At 69.8% G+C, this 17,753-nt stretch carries 16 protein-coding genes and 1 other RNA gene; 9 read left to right on the top strand and 8 right to left on the bottom strand.

From position 1 onward, the window contains the following. The first annotated feature begins 41 nt into the window (after positions 1 to 41). The 3 genes from ACH3VR_RS08125 to ACH3VR_RS08115 are packed head-to-tail and all read left to right on the top strand — an operon-like array spanning position 42 to position 3,201. A complete protein-coding gene (locus ACH3VR_RS08125) occupies positions 42 to 323 on the top strand; it encodes a DUF4242 domain-containing protein (RefSeq protein ID WP_396640247.1) in 282 nt (93 codons plus the stop codon). Beyond that, entirely contained in the window at positions 323 to 571 is a 249-nt protein-coding gene (locus ACH3VR_RS08120; RefSeq protein ID WP_396640246.1) for a hypothetical protein, read from the top strand. The genes ACH3VR_RS08125 and ACH3VR_RS08120 overlap by 1 nt, the downstream gene beginning before the upstream one ends. 59 nt (positions 572 to 630) lie before the next feature. Continuing rightward, positions 631 to 3,201, top strand: a complete 2,571-nt coding sequence (locus tag ACH3VR_RS08115; RefSeq protein WP_396640245.1) for a helix-turn-helix transcriptional regulator — start codon at positions 631 to 633, stop codon at positions 3,199 to 3,201. On the opposite strand, the gene ACH3VR_RS08110 is transcribed toward ACH3VR_RS08115, so the two are convergent. Continuing rightward, positions 3,198 to 4,505, bottom strand: a complete 1,308-nt coding sequence (locus ACH3VR_RS08110) for an MFS transporter (protein WP_396640244.1) — start codon at positions 4,503 to 4,505, stop codon at positions 3,198 to 3,200. The two genes, ACH3VR_RS08115 and ACH3VR_RS08110, sit on opposite strands and share 4 nt — an antisense overlap. Positions 4,506 to 4,530: 25 nt before the next feature. Between ACH3VR_RS08110 and prfB the strand changes: the two genes are divergently transcribed. Continuing rightward, on the top strand, positions 4,531 to 5,640 hold the full coding sequence (prfB, locus tag ACH3VR_RS08105; RefSeq protein ID WP_396640243.1) for a peptide chain release factor 2: 1,110 nt from the start codon (positions 4,531 to 4,533) through the stop codon (positions 5,638 to 5,640). A 43-nt stretch (positions 5,641 to 5,683) separates the two neighbouring features. Here the strand turns inward: prfB and ACH3VR_RS08100 are convergent, their stop codons facing one another. Beyond that, the gene (locus ACH3VR_RS08100; RefSeq protein ID WP_396640242.1) at positions 5,684 to 6,085 is read right to left on the bottom strand and encodes a DUF805 domain-containing protein; all 402 of its coding nucleotides are present in this window, start codon (positions 6,083 to 6,085) and stop codon (positions 5,684 to 5,686) included. A 143-nt stretch (positions 6,086 to 6,228) separates the two neighbouring features. On the opposite strand from ACH3VR_RS08100, the gene ftsE reads away from it, so the two are divergent. The 3 genes from ftsE to smpB are packed head-to-tail and all read left to right on the top strand — an operon-like array spanning position 6,229 to position 8,747. After that, positions 6,229 to 7,320, top strand: a complete 1,092-nt coding sequence (gene ftsE / locus ACH3VR_RS08095) for a cell division ATP-binding protein FtsE (protein ID WP_396640241.1) — start codon at positions 6,229 to 6,231, stop codon at positions 7,318 to 7,320. Then, the gene (gene ftsX, locus ACH3VR_RS08090; RefSeq protein ID WP_396640240.1) at positions 7,317 to 8,231 is read left to right on the top strand and encodes a permease-like cell division protein FtsX; all 915 of its coding nucleotides are present in this window, start codon (positions 7,317 to 7,319) and stop codon (positions 8,229 to 8,231) included. The genes ftsE and ftsX overlap by 4 nt, the downstream gene beginning before the upstream one ends. Positions 8,232 to 8,270: 39 nt before the next feature. Next, positions 8,271 to 8,747, top strand: a complete 477-nt coding sequence (smpB, locus tag ACH3VR_RS08085; RefSeq protein WP_396640239.1) for an SsrA-binding protein SmpB — start codon at positions 8,271 to 8,273, stop codon at positions 8,745 to 8,747. Between the two features lie 84 nt (positions 8,748 to 8,831). Here smpB and ACH3VR_RS08080 read toward each other — a convergent pair whose 3' ends face one another. The 3 genes from ACH3VR_RS08080 to ACH3VR_RS08070 all read right to left on the bottom strand — a co-directional run bounded on the left by ACH3VR_RS08080 (position 8,832) and on the right by ACH3VR_RS08070 (position 11,886). Continuing rightward, positions 8,832 to 10,370 (bottom strand): HNH endonuclease signature motif containing protein, encoded by a 1,539-nt coding sequence (locus ACH3VR_RS08080; protein ID WP_396640238.1) that lies wholly within the window; start codon positions 10,368 to 10,370, stop codon positions 8,832 to 8,834. A gap of 181 nt (positions 10,371 to 10,551) precedes the next feature. Further along, positions 10,552 to 11,217 (bottom strand): SIMPL domain-containing protein, encoded by a 666-nt coding sequence (locus tag ACH3VR_RS08075; protein ID WP_396640237.1) that lies wholly within the window; start codon positions 11,215 to 11,217, stop codon positions 10,552 to 10,554. 30 nt (positions 11,218 to 11,247) lie between these two features. Then, on the bottom strand, positions 11,248 to 11,886 hold the full coding sequence (locus ACH3VR_RS08070; RefSeq protein WP_396640236.1) for a hypothetical protein: 639 nt from the start codon (positions 11,884 to 11,886) through the stop codon (positions 11,248 to 11,250). 159 nt (positions 11,887 to 12,045) lie between these two features. Here ACH3VR_RS08070 and ssrA point away from each other — a divergent pair. Beyond that, positions 12,046 to 12,416: a transfer-messenger RNA gene (ssrA, locus tag ACH3VR_RS08065) on the top strand. Between the two features lie 72 nt (positions 12,417 to 12,488). Here the strand turns inward: ssrA and ACH3VR_RS08060 are convergent. Next, positions 12,489 to 13,814, bottom strand: a complete 1,326-nt coding sequence (locus ACH3VR_RS08060; RefSeq protein WP_396640235.1) for a flavin monoamine oxidase family protein — start codon at positions 13,812 to 13,814, stop codon at positions 12,489 to 12,491. A 49-nt stretch (positions 13,815 to 13,863) separates the two neighbouring features. After that, positions 13,864 to 14,403: a YaeQ family protein gene (locus ACH3VR_RS08055; RefSeq protein WP_396640234.1), complete on the bottom strand. Its 540-nt coding sequence runs from the start codon at positions 14,401 to 14,403 to the stop codon at positions 13,864 to 13,866. Positions 14,404 to 14,544: 141 nt separating this feature from the next. On the opposite strand from ACH3VR_RS08055, the gene ggt reads away from it, so the two are divergent. Continuing rightward, complete coding sequence (gene ggt, locus ACH3VR_RS08050; RefSeq protein WP_396640233.1) at positions 14,545 to 16,365, top strand: gamma-glutamyltransferase; 1,821 nt, start codon at positions 14,545 to 14,547, stop codon at positions 16,363 to 16,365. A gap of 15 nt (positions 16,366 to 16,380) precedes the next feature. Here the strand turns inward: ggt and ACH3VR_RS08045 are convergent, their stop codons facing one another. Further along, complete coding sequence (locus ACH3VR_RS08045) at positions 16,381 to 17,730, bottom strand: MFS transporter (protein WP_396640232.1); 1,350 nt, start codon at positions 17,728 to 17,730, stop codon at positions 16,381 to 16,383. Positions 17,731 to 17,753: the final 23 nt, after the last annotated feature.

Below are 17,753 nucleotides of genomic sequence, written 5' to 3'. Positions count from 1 at the left end.
ATCCACGCCGGTGAACACCGGCCCGACAGAACGGATCCCACATGGACACCTTCCTCATCGAACGCGAAGTTCCCGGCGCATCGAAGCTCAGCCACGCCGAGCTCGTCGAGATCGCGAAGACCTCCAACGCGGCGGTCGCCTCGCTCGGCATCCCATACACGTGGGTCACGACCTACGTCGCGGGCGACAAGCTCTACTGCGTCCACCGCACCGACAGCCCGGAGACGGTGCGCGAGCACGCTCGCCGAGGCGGCTTCCCGGCCAACCTCGTCGCCGAGGTCGTCGCGGAGTTCGGCCCCCAGACGGCGGCGAAGGCAGCCTGATGACGGTCCTGCCGCCTCCCACGTTCGCTTCGCCCGGAGCGCAGGCCGAGCACTTCCTCACGGGCCTCGGCAGGGCGCTCGGCGAGCTGGGGCGAGTGCTCGGGGAGCGCGTGCACGCCCTGCGGAGCCCCCGCCGGCCGATGAGCCACGAGGCGCTCCTGCTGCACCGCGAGAACGAGCGGATGCGCGACGCGCTCCGCCTCGAGCGCGACTCCCTCGCCGTCGCCGCGGGACGGCTGGTGCACTGAGGGTGCCCACCACCCTGCTCGCCCGCTCGGAACAGCCCCATGGCGCATACCATGCTCCCATGGGGCTGTTCGAGCGCGAGCTCGAGGCGGAGGCGCTCCGCGCGGAGCTCGGAAGCCTGTCCGACGCCGGCCGTGTCGTCACGGTCACCGGCGACGCGGGCTCGGGCAAGACCGCGCTCCTCGCCGCCGTGCTCGGCGGTGACGACGCGGTGGCCGCACCCGCTGCGGGCATCCGGGTGCTGCGCGGCCTCTGCGACCCCCTCGGCACACCCCGCCCGCTCGGCCCCGTGCGCGACATCCTCCAGCTTCTCGGCATTCGCGATGTCGACGGCGCCGAGCTCGAACGCACGTTCCTCGAACGCGTCTCGGGGCAGCCCACGGTGCTCGTGATCGAGGACGCGCAGTGGATCGACGCCGCGTCGTCGGAGATCCTGCGGTTCCTCATCCGGCGCATCGACCGGCTTCCCGTGCTGCTGGTCCTCAGCTATCGCGACGGCGGCATCGGGTTCGGCCATGCGCTGCTGCCCCTGCTCGGCGAGGTGTCGCGCACCGAGCATTCCCGCAGGCTCGCGCTGCAGCCCCTCTCGCGCGGCGCGGTGCGGGAGATCCTGGGCGACGCGGGGCCCGACCCCGTGCGCGTGCACGATCTGACCGGCGGCAACCCGTTCTTCGTCACCGAGATCGCGCGGCATCCCGATGAGGAGCTGCCGGCGACCGTGCGCGATGCCGTGCTCGCCAGCACCTTCGGCCTGACCGACGGCGAGCTCGACGTCCTCCAGCTCATCGCCGCGGCCCCCGACGCCCTCGACGACCGGCTCCTGCCCCTGCTGCGCATCGATGTGCCGACGCTGCGCAGGCTCGAGGCGACGGGGCTGCTCGTGCGCACTCGTCGCGGGATCGGATTCCGCCACGAGCTGGCTCGGCGGGCGATCGTCGACGGGACGCCCACGGGTCTCGACCGGGTTCTCCACGAACGCCTTCTGGATGCTCTCGCGGCGATCGGCTCGGCCGACCAGGCCGTGCTGACGCATCATGCCGTGGCGGCCGGCGACGCGGCGCGCATCCTCCGGCACGCGCGGCTCGCCGCCGGCGAGGCGACGCGCACGGGCTCGCACTCCGAGGCGGTCGCATTCCTCGGGCTCGCGCTCGCGCACCTGCCCGGAGACACCGCGGAGCGCGCGCAGCTCCTCGAGCGGCTCAGCACGGAGCAGTACATGGTGAGCCGGCTCGCGGAGGCACGGGGATCGGCGCGCGCGGCGCTGGCGATCCGCGAGCGCCTCGGCGACGCCGATGGAATCGCAGCCGCGCACGATCGGCGCGCCATCATCGAGTACTACTCGGCGAGGCGCCGCGCCGCCGAGGAGCAGGCGGATCTCGCCGCGCAGGCCGGTGGAGGCGCCGCCGCCTCCGCCTCGGCTCAGGCCACGCGCGCCTATCTCGCGTACCGCCGGCAGGATCTCACGACGGCACGCGAGATCGCGGCCCGGGCGCGCGAGCTCGCAGAGGCGACGACCGAGGAGGAGACGGATGCCGCGCGCCGGCGCCTCGCCATCACGGAGGCCGCCGCCCAGCTCGTCGAGGGGAGGACGGCGAGTCGCGCCCTGCTGCTCCTGCAGGCGTCCGCCGCGATCCAGGTCTCGCTCGACGAGATCGGCACGACGGCCTATTCGAACCTGTCCGCGCTCGACATCGAGCACCGCCGTCTCGCCGAGGCGGAGGCTGTGCTCGCCGAGGCGATCCCGCTCACGATCGAGCGGGAGATCCCGATCTGCTACCAGTGGCAGACCGGCATGCGCGCGCGGCTGCATTTCCTCCGCGGCCGGTGGACGGCATCCGGCGAGGATGCGGCAAGGGTGCTCGACGACCACGGGGCGCCGCTCGCGAGCATCTGGCCGCACGTCGTGTCGGCACTGCTCAGACTGCGCCAGGGTGCGGAGCCCGCCGCGATCGACGAGCACCTCGCGCAGGCGTGGGATCATGCGCGCGAGCTCGACGAATCGCCGCTGCTGCTGGCCGTGCTCGCGGCGTACGCGGAGCGGGCCTGGCACACCGGGGAGTGGCATCCCGTGCTCGACCACGCCGCCACGGAAGTCGCGCGCGCCGATGCGTTCCCCGGGAATGCGTGGGCGATCGGCGACCTGCTCGTATGGCTCGCAAGGATCGGGCGGCCGATGGCCGCGACGCAGGTCGCCGAGCCGCAGCGTCTCGAGCTCGACGGACGGCATCAAGAGGCCGTCGATGCCTGGCTCGCCCTCGGCACACCGTTCGACGCGGCACTCGCGGGCCTCGGCGATCCCGCACCGGACGCAGCCCTGCGCGCGCTCGCGCGCCTCGAGCAGCTCGGCGTCGACGGCACGACCGCTCGCGCGCGGGAGCTGCTCTCGGGTCGCGGCATCCCTCTTCCCGCGCGTCCACGGCGCACGACCGCGTCGAACCCGTCGGGGCTGACGAACCGGCAGCTCGACGTCGCGCGCCTCGTCGCACAGGGGCTGACGAACGGCGAGCTCGCCGAGCGCCTCTACATCTCGCCGAAGACGGCCGACCACCACGTCTCGGCGGTGCTGGGCAAGCTCGGCGTGTCGAGCCGGCGCGAGATCGTGCGTTCCGCGGTCTCGCTCGGACTCGTCTAAGCGCTGTCGCCGAGGCCAGTCTCGCCGCCGAGGCTGCGCGTGTGCGGCACGAACCGCGGCACGAAGACGGCGAACAGCGCGGCGCCCGCGAAGCCGATGAGCCCCATCAGACCGGTCGCGAGGGCGAGACTCGAGAGGGCGGCGACTCCCGACACGAGGAGCGGCGCGGCCGCGCCGCCGGCATCGGTGAGGGTGCGCCACGACCCGAGGAAGGGTGCGGGGTCGGTCTTGGGCGCGACGTCGGCGCCGAGGGTCAGCAGGATGCCGCTGGACAGGCCGTTGCCGACGCCGAGGACCGCGCCGAACATCGCGAACCACATGGCGGACGAGTCGAGGTCGTGCGTGAAGGCGAGAGCGAGGAAGCCCGCGCCCATCAGGACCATTGCCGGGAGGGCGGCCCAGAGGCGCCCGAAGCGATCCATCACCTGGCCGCTCGCGTAGAAGAGGGCGAAGTCGATGGCGCCGGAGATGCCGACGACGAGGGCGATCGTCTGCGCGTCGAGTCCGATCAAGACGCCCCACAGCGGCAGCACGACCTGGCGTGCGGAGCGCACGGCCGAGAGCGTCGCGGCGGCGAGGCCGAGTCGCGCGAGCACTCGTCGGTAGCGCCACATCGTGCGGAACACGCCCGCCCGCTCGACGGTCGGAATCGAGCCCGAGACGGGCTCGCCGGTGTCCTCCTGTTCGAAGGTGCCGTTCGCGGGGTTCGCGAGCTGCTTCTCGGGGTCGGGTCCGAAGAGCACGAGGAGCACGCAGGCGATGAGGCATCCGCCGAAGAACCAGATCGTGGCGTGCTCGTCACCGAACACCGCGAGGAGGCCCGCCGCGATGAACGGGCCGATGAACATGCCGAGGCGGAAGGTCCCGCCGAGAAGCGACAGGGCGCGGGCGCGGAACGTCAGCGGCACGCGGGTCGTCATGAACGAGTGGCGGGCGAGGCCGAAGGCCGCGGCGCAGAATCCGATGAGGAACACGGATGCCGCGAAGACGCCGAGCACGGGAGCCAGGGCGAGCGCGACCACTCCGACGAGCGAGATGGCGCCCGCGATCGCCATCGTGAGGCGTTCGCCGATGCGGGCCACGGCCCAGCCCGCGGGGATGTTGCCGCACAGCTGTCCCACGACGAGCGCCGACGCGACGAGGGCGGCGGTTGCGACATCCGCTCCCAATTGGGCCGCGATGACCGGGATGAGCGGGATGACGGCGCCCTCGCCGAGGGCGAACAGGACAGTCGGGCCGTAGATCATCGGCCCGAACTTCCAGAGCACGGCCCTTGCGTCGGCGGGCTCGGTGCTGTCGGACATCGCTTCCACGTTAGTCTGGACTGTCATGCTCGACTTCGATCCGTCCGCCGATATCCAGGCCCTGCGCTCCACGTTCGCCGACATCAAGGCGGTGGTGGACGTCGAGGGCCTGAACGCCGCGATCGCGCGACTGAGCGAAGAGGCGGGTGCCCCCGATCTGTGGGACGACGTCGAGAAGGCGCAGAAGGTCACGAGCGCCCTCAGCCACCGTCAGGCCGAGCTCAAGCGCATCACCGATGTCGAGCAGCGACTGGACGATCTCGACGTGCTCGTGGAGCTCGCCAACGAGATGGACGATGAGGACTCCGCTGAGGAAGCGCGTCACGAGATCGCCGAGCTCGAAGACGTCATCGGCGAGCTCGAGGTGCAGACGCTCCTCGACGGCGAGTACGACGACCGTTCCGCCGTCGTGACGATCCGCTCGGGCGCCGGTGGCGACGACGCGACCGACTTCGCCGAGATGCTCATGCGCATGTACCTGCGCTGGGCCGAGCGCCACAAGTACTCCGTCAAGGTCATGGACACCTCCTATGCGGAGGGCGCCGGCATCAAGTCGGCGACGTTCGAGGTCGACGCCCCCTACGCCTACGGCACGCTCTCGGTCGAGGCGGGCACGCACCGTCTCGCGCGGATCAGTCCCTTCGGCTCCGCCGACAAGCGGCAGACGTCGTTCGCCGCCGTCGAGGTCATCCCCGTCATGGAGGAGGCCAAGGAGGTCGAGATCCCCGAGGGCGACATCCGCGTCGACGTCTTCCGCTCCTCGGGTCCCGGCGGGCAGTCGGTCAACACGACCGACTCCGCCGTGCGCCTCACGCACCTTCCGACCGGCATCGTCGTGTCGATGCAGAACGAGAAGTCGCAGATCCAGAACCGCGCCGCCGCCATGCGGGTGCTTCAGACGCGCCTCATGCTGCTGCAGCGCGAGGAGGAGGCCGCGAAGAAGAAGGAGCTCGCCGGTGTGATCACGGCGAGCTGGGGCGACCAGATGCGCTCCTACTTCCTGTACGGCCAGCAGCTCGTGAAGGACCTCCGCACGGGCTACGAGGTCGGCAACCCCGCCGTCGTGTTCGACGGCGACCTCGACGGCTTCATCTCGGCCGGCATCCGGTGGCGCAAGCGCAAGGACGACGAGTAGGCTGCGTCCCCGGCGCCGCCGGGGACTCGCTCATGTGCGGGAATCACCTCGTCGTCGGCTCGTACGAGGCCTGTGGCGCGACCCCCTGAACCGCGAGCCGCGTCGGCTGCGCGCACAGGACGATCAGCACGATCGCTCCAGCGATCGGCAGGAGCACCCAGAACAGGTGGCCCCATCCGTACCCGGCATCGCGCAAGCGTCGTACCGTGACCGCGAGTGTCGGCAGCAGCACGGCGATGGCCCACATGCTGGCGAGAGCTGTCGTCATTGTGAGGGCCAGCTGGCCCTGATCGGTGATGGTCCACACCGGCGTCGGGATGCTCGTCAGAAGCATCGAGACGAGGGTCGTGAACACGATCCACCACCAGAACTCCGACCGTGGGGCGCGACCTGGGAACTCGGTGTACTTCTTGAAGACGATCGAGATCGCTTGACCGAAGGACATCGTTCTCTCCTTCCTTCCGATATCACCTCCATTCCACGCCGCTCGTGGCGCACGGCTCGGGCCGAAAGTCCCGTCGAGAGGGATCCCCTTCGTCGGGTGTCGCTCGGACGCTGCCCGCCCGCTCCGCTTAGGCTCGTTGAGCCATGATCCGGTTCGAGAACGTCACGAAGCGCTTTCGCGGCACCGCGAAACCCGCCCTGCACAACGTCGATTTCGAGGTGACTCGCGGCGAGTTCCTCTTCCTCGTCGGTCCGTCCGGATCAGGGAAGTCGTCGTGTCTGCGACTCATCCTGCGCGAAGAGACACCGTCCGACGGCCGCGTCGTCGTGCTCGGGCGCGATCTCAAGACGCTTCCGAGCCGCAAGGTGCCGTATTTCCGTCGCCACATCGGCGCCGTCTTCCAGGACTTCCGGCTGCTGCCGACGAAGACCGTGTTCCAGAACGTCGCATTCACCCTGCAGGTGATCGGGTCGTCGCACGCGTTCGTTCAGCAGGCCGTCCCCGAGGTGCTGGCCCTCGTCGGGCTGAAGGGCAAGGAGAAGCGGCTCCCGCACGAGCTCTCGGGCGGCGAGCAGCAGCGAGTCGCGATCGCGCGCGCTCTGGTGAACCGTCCGCAAGTGCTGCTCGCCGACGAGCCGACGGGCAACCTCGACCCCGCGACCTCCGTCGACATCATGCAGCTGCTCGCGCGGATCAACGCGGGCGGCACGACCGTCGTGATGGCGACGCACGAGGCCGGGTTCGTCGATCAGATGCAGCGCCGGGTCATCGAGCTCTCCAATGGCGAGATGGTGCGCGACGAGCGGCACGGCGGCTACGGCGACACGTCGGGCCTTCCGAGCCTCGCTCCCGAGCCCGAGAAGGGCGCGGCGGCCGTCGCGGCGCTCACTGCCGTGCTCGAGCTGCACCGCGAGATCGTCGAGACCGGCACCGTCGACTCAGAGTCGGTCGACGCCGCCGTCGCGGCCGCGGCGGCGTCTGCCGAACGCGCGACCGACGCCGATACGCCGCCCGATGTCGCCGAGGCGGTGGAGGCCGCCATCGAGGAGTCGGCCGAGGCGCTCGCCCAGGCGAACGACGGCGTCGCAGCCGACGATGTCGCGCGTCCGCGCACGGCCCCCATCCCGATCGCCGAAGAGATCGAGCTCGACGTCGCCGAGCTCGGGCTCGCGGATCGCCTCGGGCTGGGCCACAGCGCGACGGAGGGCGAAGACGAAGTGGGGCCCACGTCGTGAGGCTCGGACTCGTGCTCGGCGAGGCGATGACAGGCCTCCGCCGCAACGTCTCGATGGTCATCTCGGTCGTGCTCGTGACGTTCGTATCGCTCACGTTCGTCGGAGCCGCCATTCTCATGCAGATGCAGATCGGCACGATGCGCGACTTCTGGGTGGATCGCGCGCAGGTCGCGATCTACATGTGCACGTCGGTGTCGCAGACCGCGGAGTGCACCGGCGGCGCGGCCACACAGGAGCAGATCGACGAGGTGAAGTCGAAGCTCGAGGGCGACGCGCTCGCGCCGCTGATCCGCACGTATCAATTCGTCGACCATGATCAGGCCTATCAGGAGCTCCTCGACCTCGTGGGCGAGGAGGCCGCGAGCGTCGTCACGCCCGAGCAGGTGAACCAGACCTTCCGCGTCAACCTCGTCGACCAGACGCAGTCCGACGTCATCATCGAGGCGTTCCGGGGCATGCAGGGCGTCGAAGAGGTCAAGGACCAGCTGCAGTACCTCGAGCCCCTGTTCTCAGCGCTCACCGTCGCGACCTACATCGCCGTCGGCATCGCTGCGCTCATGCTCATCGCGGCGGTGCTCCTCATCGCGACGACGATCCGGCTGTCGGCCTTCGCCCGCCGACGTGAGCTCGGCATCATGCGCCTGGTCGGGGCATCCAATGGGTTCATCCAGACGCCGTTCATCCTCGAGGGTGTCTTCGCGGCGCTCCTCGGGTCGATCCTCGCGAGTGGTGCGGTGCTCCTCGGCGTGCATTTCGGGGTGAACGAGTATCTGCGCAACCGCGTCGACTTCGTCACGACCTGGGTCGGGCTCGACGACGCGTGGACGGTCGTGCCGATCCTGATCCTCATCGGCGTCGGGCTCGCGGCGGTGTCGGCGGGCTTCGCGATCCGCCGGTGGCTCCGCGCCTGAGATAGACTGGCGGGCCGTCCAGGTTCAAGGAGTTCTGTCATGCCCAGGGAACGCGGTGAGAAGATCATCGCGACCAACCGTCGCGCGCGCCACGAGTACGCCATCGAGAAGACGTACGAGGCCGGCCTCGTGCTGACGGGCACCGAGGTGAAGTCGCTGCGTGAGGGTCGCGCCAACCTGTCGGACGGCTACGCGTACATCGACGGGGGAGAGGCCTTCCTCGACGCGGTCAACATCCCGGAGTACTCGCAGGGGCATTGGACGAACCACTCCGCCAAGCGCACGCGCAAGCTGCTGCTGCACAAGGAGGAGATCGTCAAGCTCTCCCATGCCATCTCGGCCGGCGGCTACACGCTCATCCCGCTGCGGCTCTACTTCTCGGACGGCCGCGCGAAGGTCGAGATCGCCGTTGCGAAGGGCAAGCGCGAGTTCGAGAAGCGTCAGACGATCCGCGAGCGCGAGGACAAGCGCGAAGCGGAGCGCGCGATGCGCACCCGCAACCGTCTCGGCGACTAGCCGGGGATGTTGCGGGCTGTCATCGACCTGCGCTGAGCGGATGGAGCTTCCGCGGCCTGAGACGGCGGGCTCGCCGAACTGACGTCAGAAGCCCGGTGGATCGCCTTCGTCCACATCGACCCAGGTAGACGGATCACGGAAGTCCATTCGTCGCCGAGCAGGCTCCGGCATGAACCGAACGATCGGATCGGGAACGTCGGTGTACACCCGGCCGGTCGGGCTGGTCCACTCGAGCACCCCTGCCTCGAGCTGGCGGACGGTCCAATGACTGTTGTGCTTCAGGATGTGGTGCCGCTTGCACAGATGCGCCAGATTTCGGCAGCTCGTGGGTCCGCCGTGCGCGGCGTCGACCGTGTGATCGAGGTCGCATCGCCACACCGGCTGCCGGCATCCCGGGAAGCGACAGCGCTCGTCGCGCGCCCAGAGGAACCGCTTCATGTCGGCGGTGCATCGATAGCGATCGACGGCGAGCACCTCGCCGGTGGCGGGGGAGGTCATGACGCGCTCCCACCCCGTTGCTCCCGCAGCGAGGCGACGCGCGGTGTCAGGGTCGATCGGCCCGAATCCGGCCAGCACGGCGGGTTCGTCGCTCGCGCCGACGGCCGTGAGCACGGGGATCGTGATCTGCACCGTGGCGCGGATCGTCTCGATCCCTTCGCCGGCGGCACACGACTGCGGCGTGCCGGTCAGGAGCAGATCGGTGACGATGTCAGCCCTCAGCTGATCCATCGTCCGGTCGTCACGCATGACGTCATCGGCGCACGAGTCATCAGCCGTGTCCGCGGCGGCGGGTGCGTCAGCCCCCGCACCGCGGCTGAGGGCTGGACCGGCGTCCGACGACGCAGCCCCGTCGGACGCTCCAAAGGTGTCGGGAGCTGCGCCGACGTCTGACACCGCACCTGCGGCACCCGGGCCACCCGCGCCGCCACCGTCAGGTTCACGGGCGGGACGGGCCGCGATCACGGCATGGGCATCCTGCGTCACGCGATCGTAGATCCCATGGACGAGGACGGCTTCGCCCGTCAGTGTCAGATCGGACAGCCCGTCCCGACGGTCGACCAGCCGCACCATGCGCTGCGCTCGAGCCTCATCGTGTCGCTCCTGCACGGTGCGCGTGTCGAGCCGCGCGGCCACGACCTGCAGGATCGGCCGCAGGCGCCCTGGCGTCATCGTCTCAGCCTGCGCGATCGCCATGACGACGAACTCGGCGCGCGCCCCGTCATCCTGGATCGCGAACCCGGCGTCATGGATCACCCCGACGTGTGCACGAGAGATGCGAGCCGCGTCGAGCGCCTCGACGACGGGCGTGAACCGATCGCACAGATCTGCAGCCTCGTCGAGTTGGCGCTGGACGGTGCGTTCGCTGACGCGGGCCGCAACTGCGAGCTCTGCGACCATCGTGCGCGCCGGCATGTCGGATTGGAGCGACGCGCGAGACGTGAGGCGCGACCGCTGCTCATCGACCAGCGCCGCCGCCGCCGCGAGGGTGCGGATTTCACGAGCGTCGTCGGCGGCCTTGCTGGCCTTCGTCGCAAGGAACGCCGAAACGAGCTCGGAAGTCGCCGCCTCGTCACGCGCGCGCACATGCGCGGGGTCGGGATGCGGTTCGGGGATGGAAGACATCGGGGTCGCTCGACTCAGGGACGGGGAGGTGGTCCGAGATCCGGTCCGTGCGGGCGTCCGCACTCTTCCTCTGCCCTGTGTCAGCGATCACTCGATCAGCTCTTGCTCCTTCGAATCTCTCTACGCATTATCGCACGAAAAGTCAGATCGGATCAAGAGGAAAATCGAAAAAATATGCGAATCACCTCGCGGAGAACCGGGCCTCGACCGCCGCCGAAACGATGATGTCCTCGGGCTGCAGCTCGACGCCCGGGCCGCCCCCGGCGTCAGCGGCGAACGATGCCTTCATCATCCGCGGCATCGGTGCCGGCATCGGCTCGTCCCGGGAGAGCAGCCCCACATCCGCGATCTCGAGGGGGCTCACCGCTCCGAGACCGATCGCGCGCGCGTAGGCCGTCGCCCGGTCCACGGCGACGCGCACCGCCTCGGCGGCGACGTCTGCCTCCGCCTGCTTCGCGGTCGCGCGCGTGAGCTGCCAATCGATGCCGTCGACCTGCACGCCGTCTCGCTCGGCGACCTCCGTGATCCACCACGAGAGGCCTGCGAAGTCGGTGAACACCGCCGAGAACTCGACCGAGGCGTAGTGCACGAGGGCCAGCTGCTTGCCGTCGGAGCTCCATGGCCGGTTGGCCCAGACGGCGACTCGCTGGCTCGACCACTCCCGCACGCCACCCTGCTGCTTACGGGTGCCGAGGTCGGTGCGCAGCGGCTCGGCGAGGGCGGAGATGCGCTCGACGACACCGCCCCGCTCGGGACCCTCTGCCCGCACCGAAAGTCGCACGACCCCCTCCTCGGGGGCGACGCGCGCCTCATGCTCACCGCGGACCGTGATGACGACATCGCTCATGAGGGGCATCGTACGCGGCCGAGCCGAAGTTCAGCCGTCTTCGTCGGGAGCCTTCACGTACGCGACGTCGGCCTTCGTCATGGCCCACCGCACGTCGTCGGCCGTGAAGAGATAGGTCTCGCCCCAGCCTTCGTCGTCGGCGAATGTTCCCGCGCCCGTCATCGCGAGATAGAGGCCCTCGGGTGCGTCGATGCTCTGGTAGCCCTCGGTGACGAGCAGCTGCTGGGCGGCGGTCGCGGCATCGGGCTCGATCGGCGACCAGGCGAGATCGATGATGTTGTCGGTCGCGAGGTCGGGCGACTCGCCCCATCGGCAGACGATGTGGCCTGCGGGTGCGCCCCCGGGGAAGCGGTCGAACGGGCGCGCGCCGATCTGTTCGCTCTGGGTCTCCCAGGAGACCCAGCCGTTCTCCGTCATCATCTGCTGGACCGCCGTCCTGGAGATGCTCTGGCACGAAACGTCCGCAGGCGCCTCGCCGGACGTCAGCGACGGCGTCGGCGTCGGGGAGGGCGTCGCGGAGAGCGTCGGAGAGACAACGGATTCCGTCGGCGTGGACGTCGCTTCACCGGCGGCCTCTCCGCGCCCATCGAGCAGCACCGCGGCAGCGACGCCGACCACGATGACGATGACGACCGCGCCGATCAGGATGCCCCACCCACGTCTGCCCATCGCCTCAGGCTAGCGGCGGCATACCAGGCACCCCGGGAATGCGTCTTGTCGTCGATCCGTTGTATTCTGATGTGCTCGGGTGCGAACGCTCCCGATTTGGAAACTCCACAGCGTGACAACGGCCGCTTCGAACGAAGCACCACCTCGATTCGAGGACACGGGGATGATCGGTTTCGACATCGCCTGCGAATCTGCGTGAAGCGGGCCGAGGATGCAGGGTTATCTCGTGAACGCCCCCTGCAAACCAATAACTGCCGAACACAAGCAGTCCGAGTTCGCCCTCGCTGCCTAAGCAGCGAGCCCGACTCCGTCAATCCGTGACTGATCCCGTCACGGTCCTTGGCGTCATCTAGGGATCTTGCTGCGTGACGACGCCTGAGCGTCACGCGGGACTCTTTTCAGGCTGGGCCTGTCGACTTAGGTGTCTGTGACAAAGGTCGGGGCCGAGCAGAACGCTCATACAGACTGCGCCCGGAGAAACCGCCGTTACTCAGCGATGGACGGGGGTTCGATTCCCCCCATCTCCACCAGCCGTTGTCACCGATGAGAGCCCGTCTCCCGCGCAACCGTGCGGAAGGCGGGCTCTTCTCGTCCACGCCGACTCAGTCCGCCCACAGCCCGTTGATCGGCACCGCATGCCCGAGGACGTTCTCCGCGGCGCGATGGCCCGAGTACATGGCGGCCGGGACGGTCGCCGGGTCGTCGGTCCAGGTCGCTTCGCCGGCGAGGTGGAGCACTCCGCCGATCGGCGTCGCGAGGTCGTCGTGATCGTCCGTCGTCGAGCCGACGGTCATGTAGGCGTAGGACCCGTGCGAGTACGGGTCGTCCTGCCAATCCGACACCAGGACGTGACTGGGGGCTTCGACGCGGTTCGGGTAGAGGCGTCGCAGCTGTGCGACCACCGACTCGGCGATCCGCTTCTCGTCCCAGTCGCGCGTCGCGACGGCTGCCGGGCCGGCGGCGAACGTGAGCAGCGTGGGCTCGCCATGGAGGGCGGTGAGGTCGTACCAGGAGTGCCACCACCGGCCCTCGGGCCCCTGCTGGCGGATGGCGTAGACGCCGTCGTCCCAGAACTTCGTCGGGAACCGGAGCACCACCTTCTCGAACGCGTTCATCCGCAGGCGACCGAGCGCGCTGCTCACCGGCTCGGGCAGTGGGGGATCGATGACGAACTCCGCGGACTGCAGCACTCCGACCGGCACCGTCAGGATGGCGGAGGCCGCGGAGAAGGCTCCGCGATCCGCTGTGACCACCACGCCGTCCGTCGACCAGGCGACGCGTGACACCTCGTGCGTGAGGCGGACGTCGAGCCCCTCGGCGAGGCGCGCCGGCAGGCGGTCGTAGCCGTCGGGGAACACGACCTCGTCTCCCTCGATCGAATCGTCGTCGAGGCCGTGCGCGGCGAGGTCTTCGATCCACGCCCCGTACTGCTCCTCCGAGCGGTGCTCGAGATACTCCCGCACGCGCTGGGCGCGTTCCTCGCTCCAGCCCTGGAGAGCCAGCGCTGCCTCCGTGACGTCGCGGTAAGAGGCATCCGGATCCGACTCGGCGACGACCCCGGACAACGCTTGATCCACGGCGTGGATGTCATCGACGAACGCCTGGGTCGCGGCATCCGACAGCCGCCGTCCGTCGGGACCGTAATAGGCGATCGGTCGGCTGTCGGGCTGATAGCCGCCCACGGTGAACTCGACGGTCGGCATGCCGAACGTCTCAGCGGCGGCGGCGACCGGGCTGTCCGTGACGCCGTGGATCCAGGATGCCCCGAGATCGGTCACGTGGCCCTCGTGCCGGACGGTCCACACGCGGCCGCCCACGCGATCGCGAGCCTCGAGCACGACGACGCGCTGACCCGCCCGCGTCAGGAGGCGAGCCGCGCTGAGCCCCGAGACGCCCGCCCCGACGACGATCGTGTCGAACTGCTCCATCGCATCACTCCTCGCCGGGCGAGCATCGCCCACGGTCCGACGCTATCGCTCAGGCGGCGCTCTGCTCGTGCACGTCCGACTCGTACGTCGCGCCGTTCAGCTCGAGGTACAGGCGACGCTCGATGACCGAGACCGTCATCGTGCTGCGGCGCTCGAGGCCCGCGATCGCGGCGTCGATGAACCCGGGGTCGAAGCTGTAGAGGCGCACCTCGCCGGCCCGATGGATCTTCTTGCCCGCCCACGCCGCTGCGACCTTCGCGGGATCCCGATGCGTGTATACGGCGACCCGCGCGGCCTGAAGGCTCCCCGAGTGCAGGCGCGCGGCATCCGGAGCACCCACCTCGATCCAGGCGGTGAGCGCCCCCGTCAGATCGCGCGCGTAGACCGCGGGCTCGTCGGTCGCCGAGACGCCCTCGCTGAACGCGATGCCGTCCTCGTACTCGAGGCAGTAGGCGAGCACGCGGGTGAGCATGAAGGCATCGGTCTCGGAGGGATGCCGCGCCACGCGCAGCGTCAGATCCTCATACACTCCGCGGTCGACGTCGGCCAGCTGCACCGCGAACGTGTGGATGGTCGCTCCGATTGCCATAGCGATCGAGCCTAGCCGGGGCGAGCCACGAGCGTTCGCGGCCACCACATCGCAGCGCATAGGCGAACCATTGCCGCCTCACAGGTTCCCGGCTAGCGTGAAGCCATCGACCCTCGCCACCCATCCGAATGGGGGGTCCTCATGGTCACCGTCACGCATCGTTCCGCACGCGCCGCTGCCGGCGTCCTGCTCAGCGCAGGTCTCGCTCTCGCCGCGGTCGCGGCCCCGGCATCGGCGTCCCAGGTCTCAGTCGCGGCGGGACGACCTGCGCCGCCGGCGCCCTCGACCTCGACGGGGTACGGCGGTGCCGTGGCATCCGTCGATGCGGAGGCGAGCGCCGCGGGGCTCGAGGTGCTCCGCAAGGGCGGGAACGCGGCCGACGCAGCTGTCGCGACGGCGGCCGCGCTCGGCGTCACCGAGCCGTACAGTGCCGGCATCGGCGGGGGCGGGTACTTCGTCTACTTCGACGCCGCCACCGGCACCGTGTCGACGATCGACGGCCGCGAGACGGCGCCCGCCGGCATGACGGCGACGTCGTTCATCGACCCCGCCACGGGGAAGCCGTACGCCTTCGCCGATGCGGTCTCCTCGGGACTGTCGGTGGGGGTGCCCGGCACCCTCGCGACCTGGGAGACGGCGCTCGACCGGTTCGGCACGCGCTCCCTGAAGGACATGCTCAAGCCCGCGATCCTCGTGGCCACGCGCGGCTTCCGCGTCGACCAGACGTTCGCGCAGCAGACGGCCGACAACCAGCAGCGATTCGCGCAGTTCCCCGCCACGGCTGCGCTGTTCCTGCCGAACGGCGCTCCGCCGGCGGTGGGATCCACCTTCAAGAACCCGGATCTCGCCCAGACGCTGCGCGAGATCTCCCTCCGCGGCACCGACGCCTTCTACGAGGGGGCCATCGCCGACGAGATCGCGTCGATCGTCCAGCATCCCCAGACGACCGCGGACGCCCCACTGCCGGTCTATGCGGGCTCGATGACGGCGGACGACATCGCGCACTACTCGGTGCGCGAGCAGGCCCCGACGCGCATCGACTATCACGGCCTCGACGTGTACGGCATGGCGCCCTCGTCATCGGGCGGCACGACGGTGGGAGAGTCCCTGAACATCCTCGAGGACTTCGACCTGTCGGCGACGAACATGCCCGAGAGCCTCCACCTGTACCTCGAGGCGACGGCCCACGCGTTCGCCGACCGCGGCGCCTACGTCGGCGACCCGGCATACGTCGACGTGCCTACGCAGACGCTGCTCAGCCAGGAGTTCGCGGACGCGCGCGCCTGCGTCATCGACCCTGCCGTCGCCTCGGTGAAGCCCGTGGCTCCCGCCCCGCTCGACGCCGCCGGATGTCAGGCCGCCGCCGCCGCGGCGGCGCCCGACACCGAGAACATCTCGACGACTCACCTGTCCGTCGTCGACCGGTGGGGCAACGCCGTCGCCTACACGCTCACGATCGAGCAGACCGGCGGGTCGGGCATGACGGTTCCCGGCCGCGGGTTCCTGCTCAACAACGAGCTCACCGACTTCAACTTCGCGCCCACGAGTCCGACCGATCCGAACCTGCCCGCTCCGGGCAAGCGTCCCCGTTCGTCGATGTCGCCGACGATCGTGCTCGACGACGGCGCCGTGCGCTACGTCGTCGGGTCGCCGGGCGGCTCGACGATCATCACGACCGTGGCGCAAGTGCTCATCAACCGCATCGATCTCGGGATGACCCTGCCTCAGGCCGTCGCGGCACCGCGTGCCTCGCAGCGCAACACGGCGACCGTGGTCGCCGAGCCCGCGTTCCGCTCCGCGTACGAGGCGCTGCTCACGCCGTTCGGGTATCGGTTCAGCGACATGGCCGAGATCGGCGCCGTGGCCGCGATCGAGGTGTCGCCCGATGGGCTGATGACAGCGGTCGCCGAACCTGTGCGCCGGGGCGGAGGGACGGGATTGGTGGTCCAGCCGGCGAACTGAGGCCGGCGCAGACGGCTACTCGTCGTCGCGGCCGGGGCCCTGCGGGAAGTTGTGCACGCCGCCGATGTGGCGCACGGTGCGGCTGCGCTCGACGATGATCGCGATCGAACCGGCGAGCCAGAGCGGGATCTGCGTCAGGAAGGCCATGCGGAACGCGTCGAGCGAATAGGTCGCCGGCGTTCCGGCGCCCTGCAGGTCGAGGGCGATGCCGATGAAGAGGATCGCGATGAGCGCGGCGATGAATCCGCCGCCGTTCACGATCCCCGTCGCCGTGCTGAGCCGGTGGCTCGGGTTGAAGGTCCTCGCATGGTCGAAGGCGATCATCGAGGCCGGCCCCCCGGTTGCGAGGGCGAACATCAGGATGAGCAGCAGCCACACTGGCGCGGCGGTCGGCCAGAGGATCACGACGATCCACATGACGGCCTGGAAGACGACCGTCGGCAGCACGAGCCAGCGCGAGCGCCTGGTCGGATGCCTGCTCGAGAGCGCTCCGATGACCGGGCCGAGCACGATGCCGAACACGACGAACGCCGTCATGACGAAGGAGGCCGTGGCGGGGCTGAGGCCCTCTCCGGCCGTCAGGAACGGGAAGCCCCACAGCAGCATGAACGCCGTGCCGGCGAACGGGGTCGTGAAGTGCGACCAGAAGCCCAGCCGTGTCGCCGGGTGTCCCCAGGACTCGCGGAAGCCCTCGCGCAGATCGGCGGACGAGCGCACGATCTTGATGGCGCCCGTGTCGGTGTTGACCGAGACATCGACCGGATCGGATTCGCGTTCGGGTGGGCGATTGCGGATGATCGCGAACGTCAGGATCGCGAAGAGCACGGCGAGTCCGGCGAGGCTCCCGAAGGCGACGGTCCACGACGTCGCGTGGAGGAGCGCCGCGAGCGGAACGACGGCGAGGATCTGCCCGAACTGGCCGATGATTCCCGTCAGCTGCACGAGCAGAGGCGCCCGCTGCTGCGGGAACCATGTCGCGATGACCCGCAGCACGCTCGGGAAGACGGCCGCGTCGCCCGCGCCGATGAGCACGCGCGCGACGATGCCGATGCTCACGACGTCGGCGAAGGCCATGACACCCTGTCCGATCGCCATGAGCACCATGCCGATCGCGATGATCGGCCTCGCGCCGAAGCGATCGAGGAGGATCCCCACGGGGATCTGCATGCCGCCGTAGACGGCGAGCTGGATGACGGCGAACATCGACAGGGTCGAGGCATCCGCATCGAACCGGACTGCGGCATCCACGCCGACAGACGACAACGACGTGCGGTTGATGATCGCGACGACATACGCGAGGACGCCGATCGTCCAGACCGTCCAGGTACGCCAGCCGGGCGCATCGAGGCTGGTCGAGCGCGACAAGCGTGGTCCTGTCCGTCGGGAGG

This window comes from Microbacterium alkaliflavum (assembly GCF_044325405.1).
Lineage (GTDB): Bacteria > Actinomycetota > Actinomycetes > Actinomycetales > Microbacteriaceae > Microbacterium > Microbacterium alkaliflavum.
Note: the sequence above shows the minus strand (reverse complement) of the source record. Positions and strands in the feature narration are given on the sequence as shown.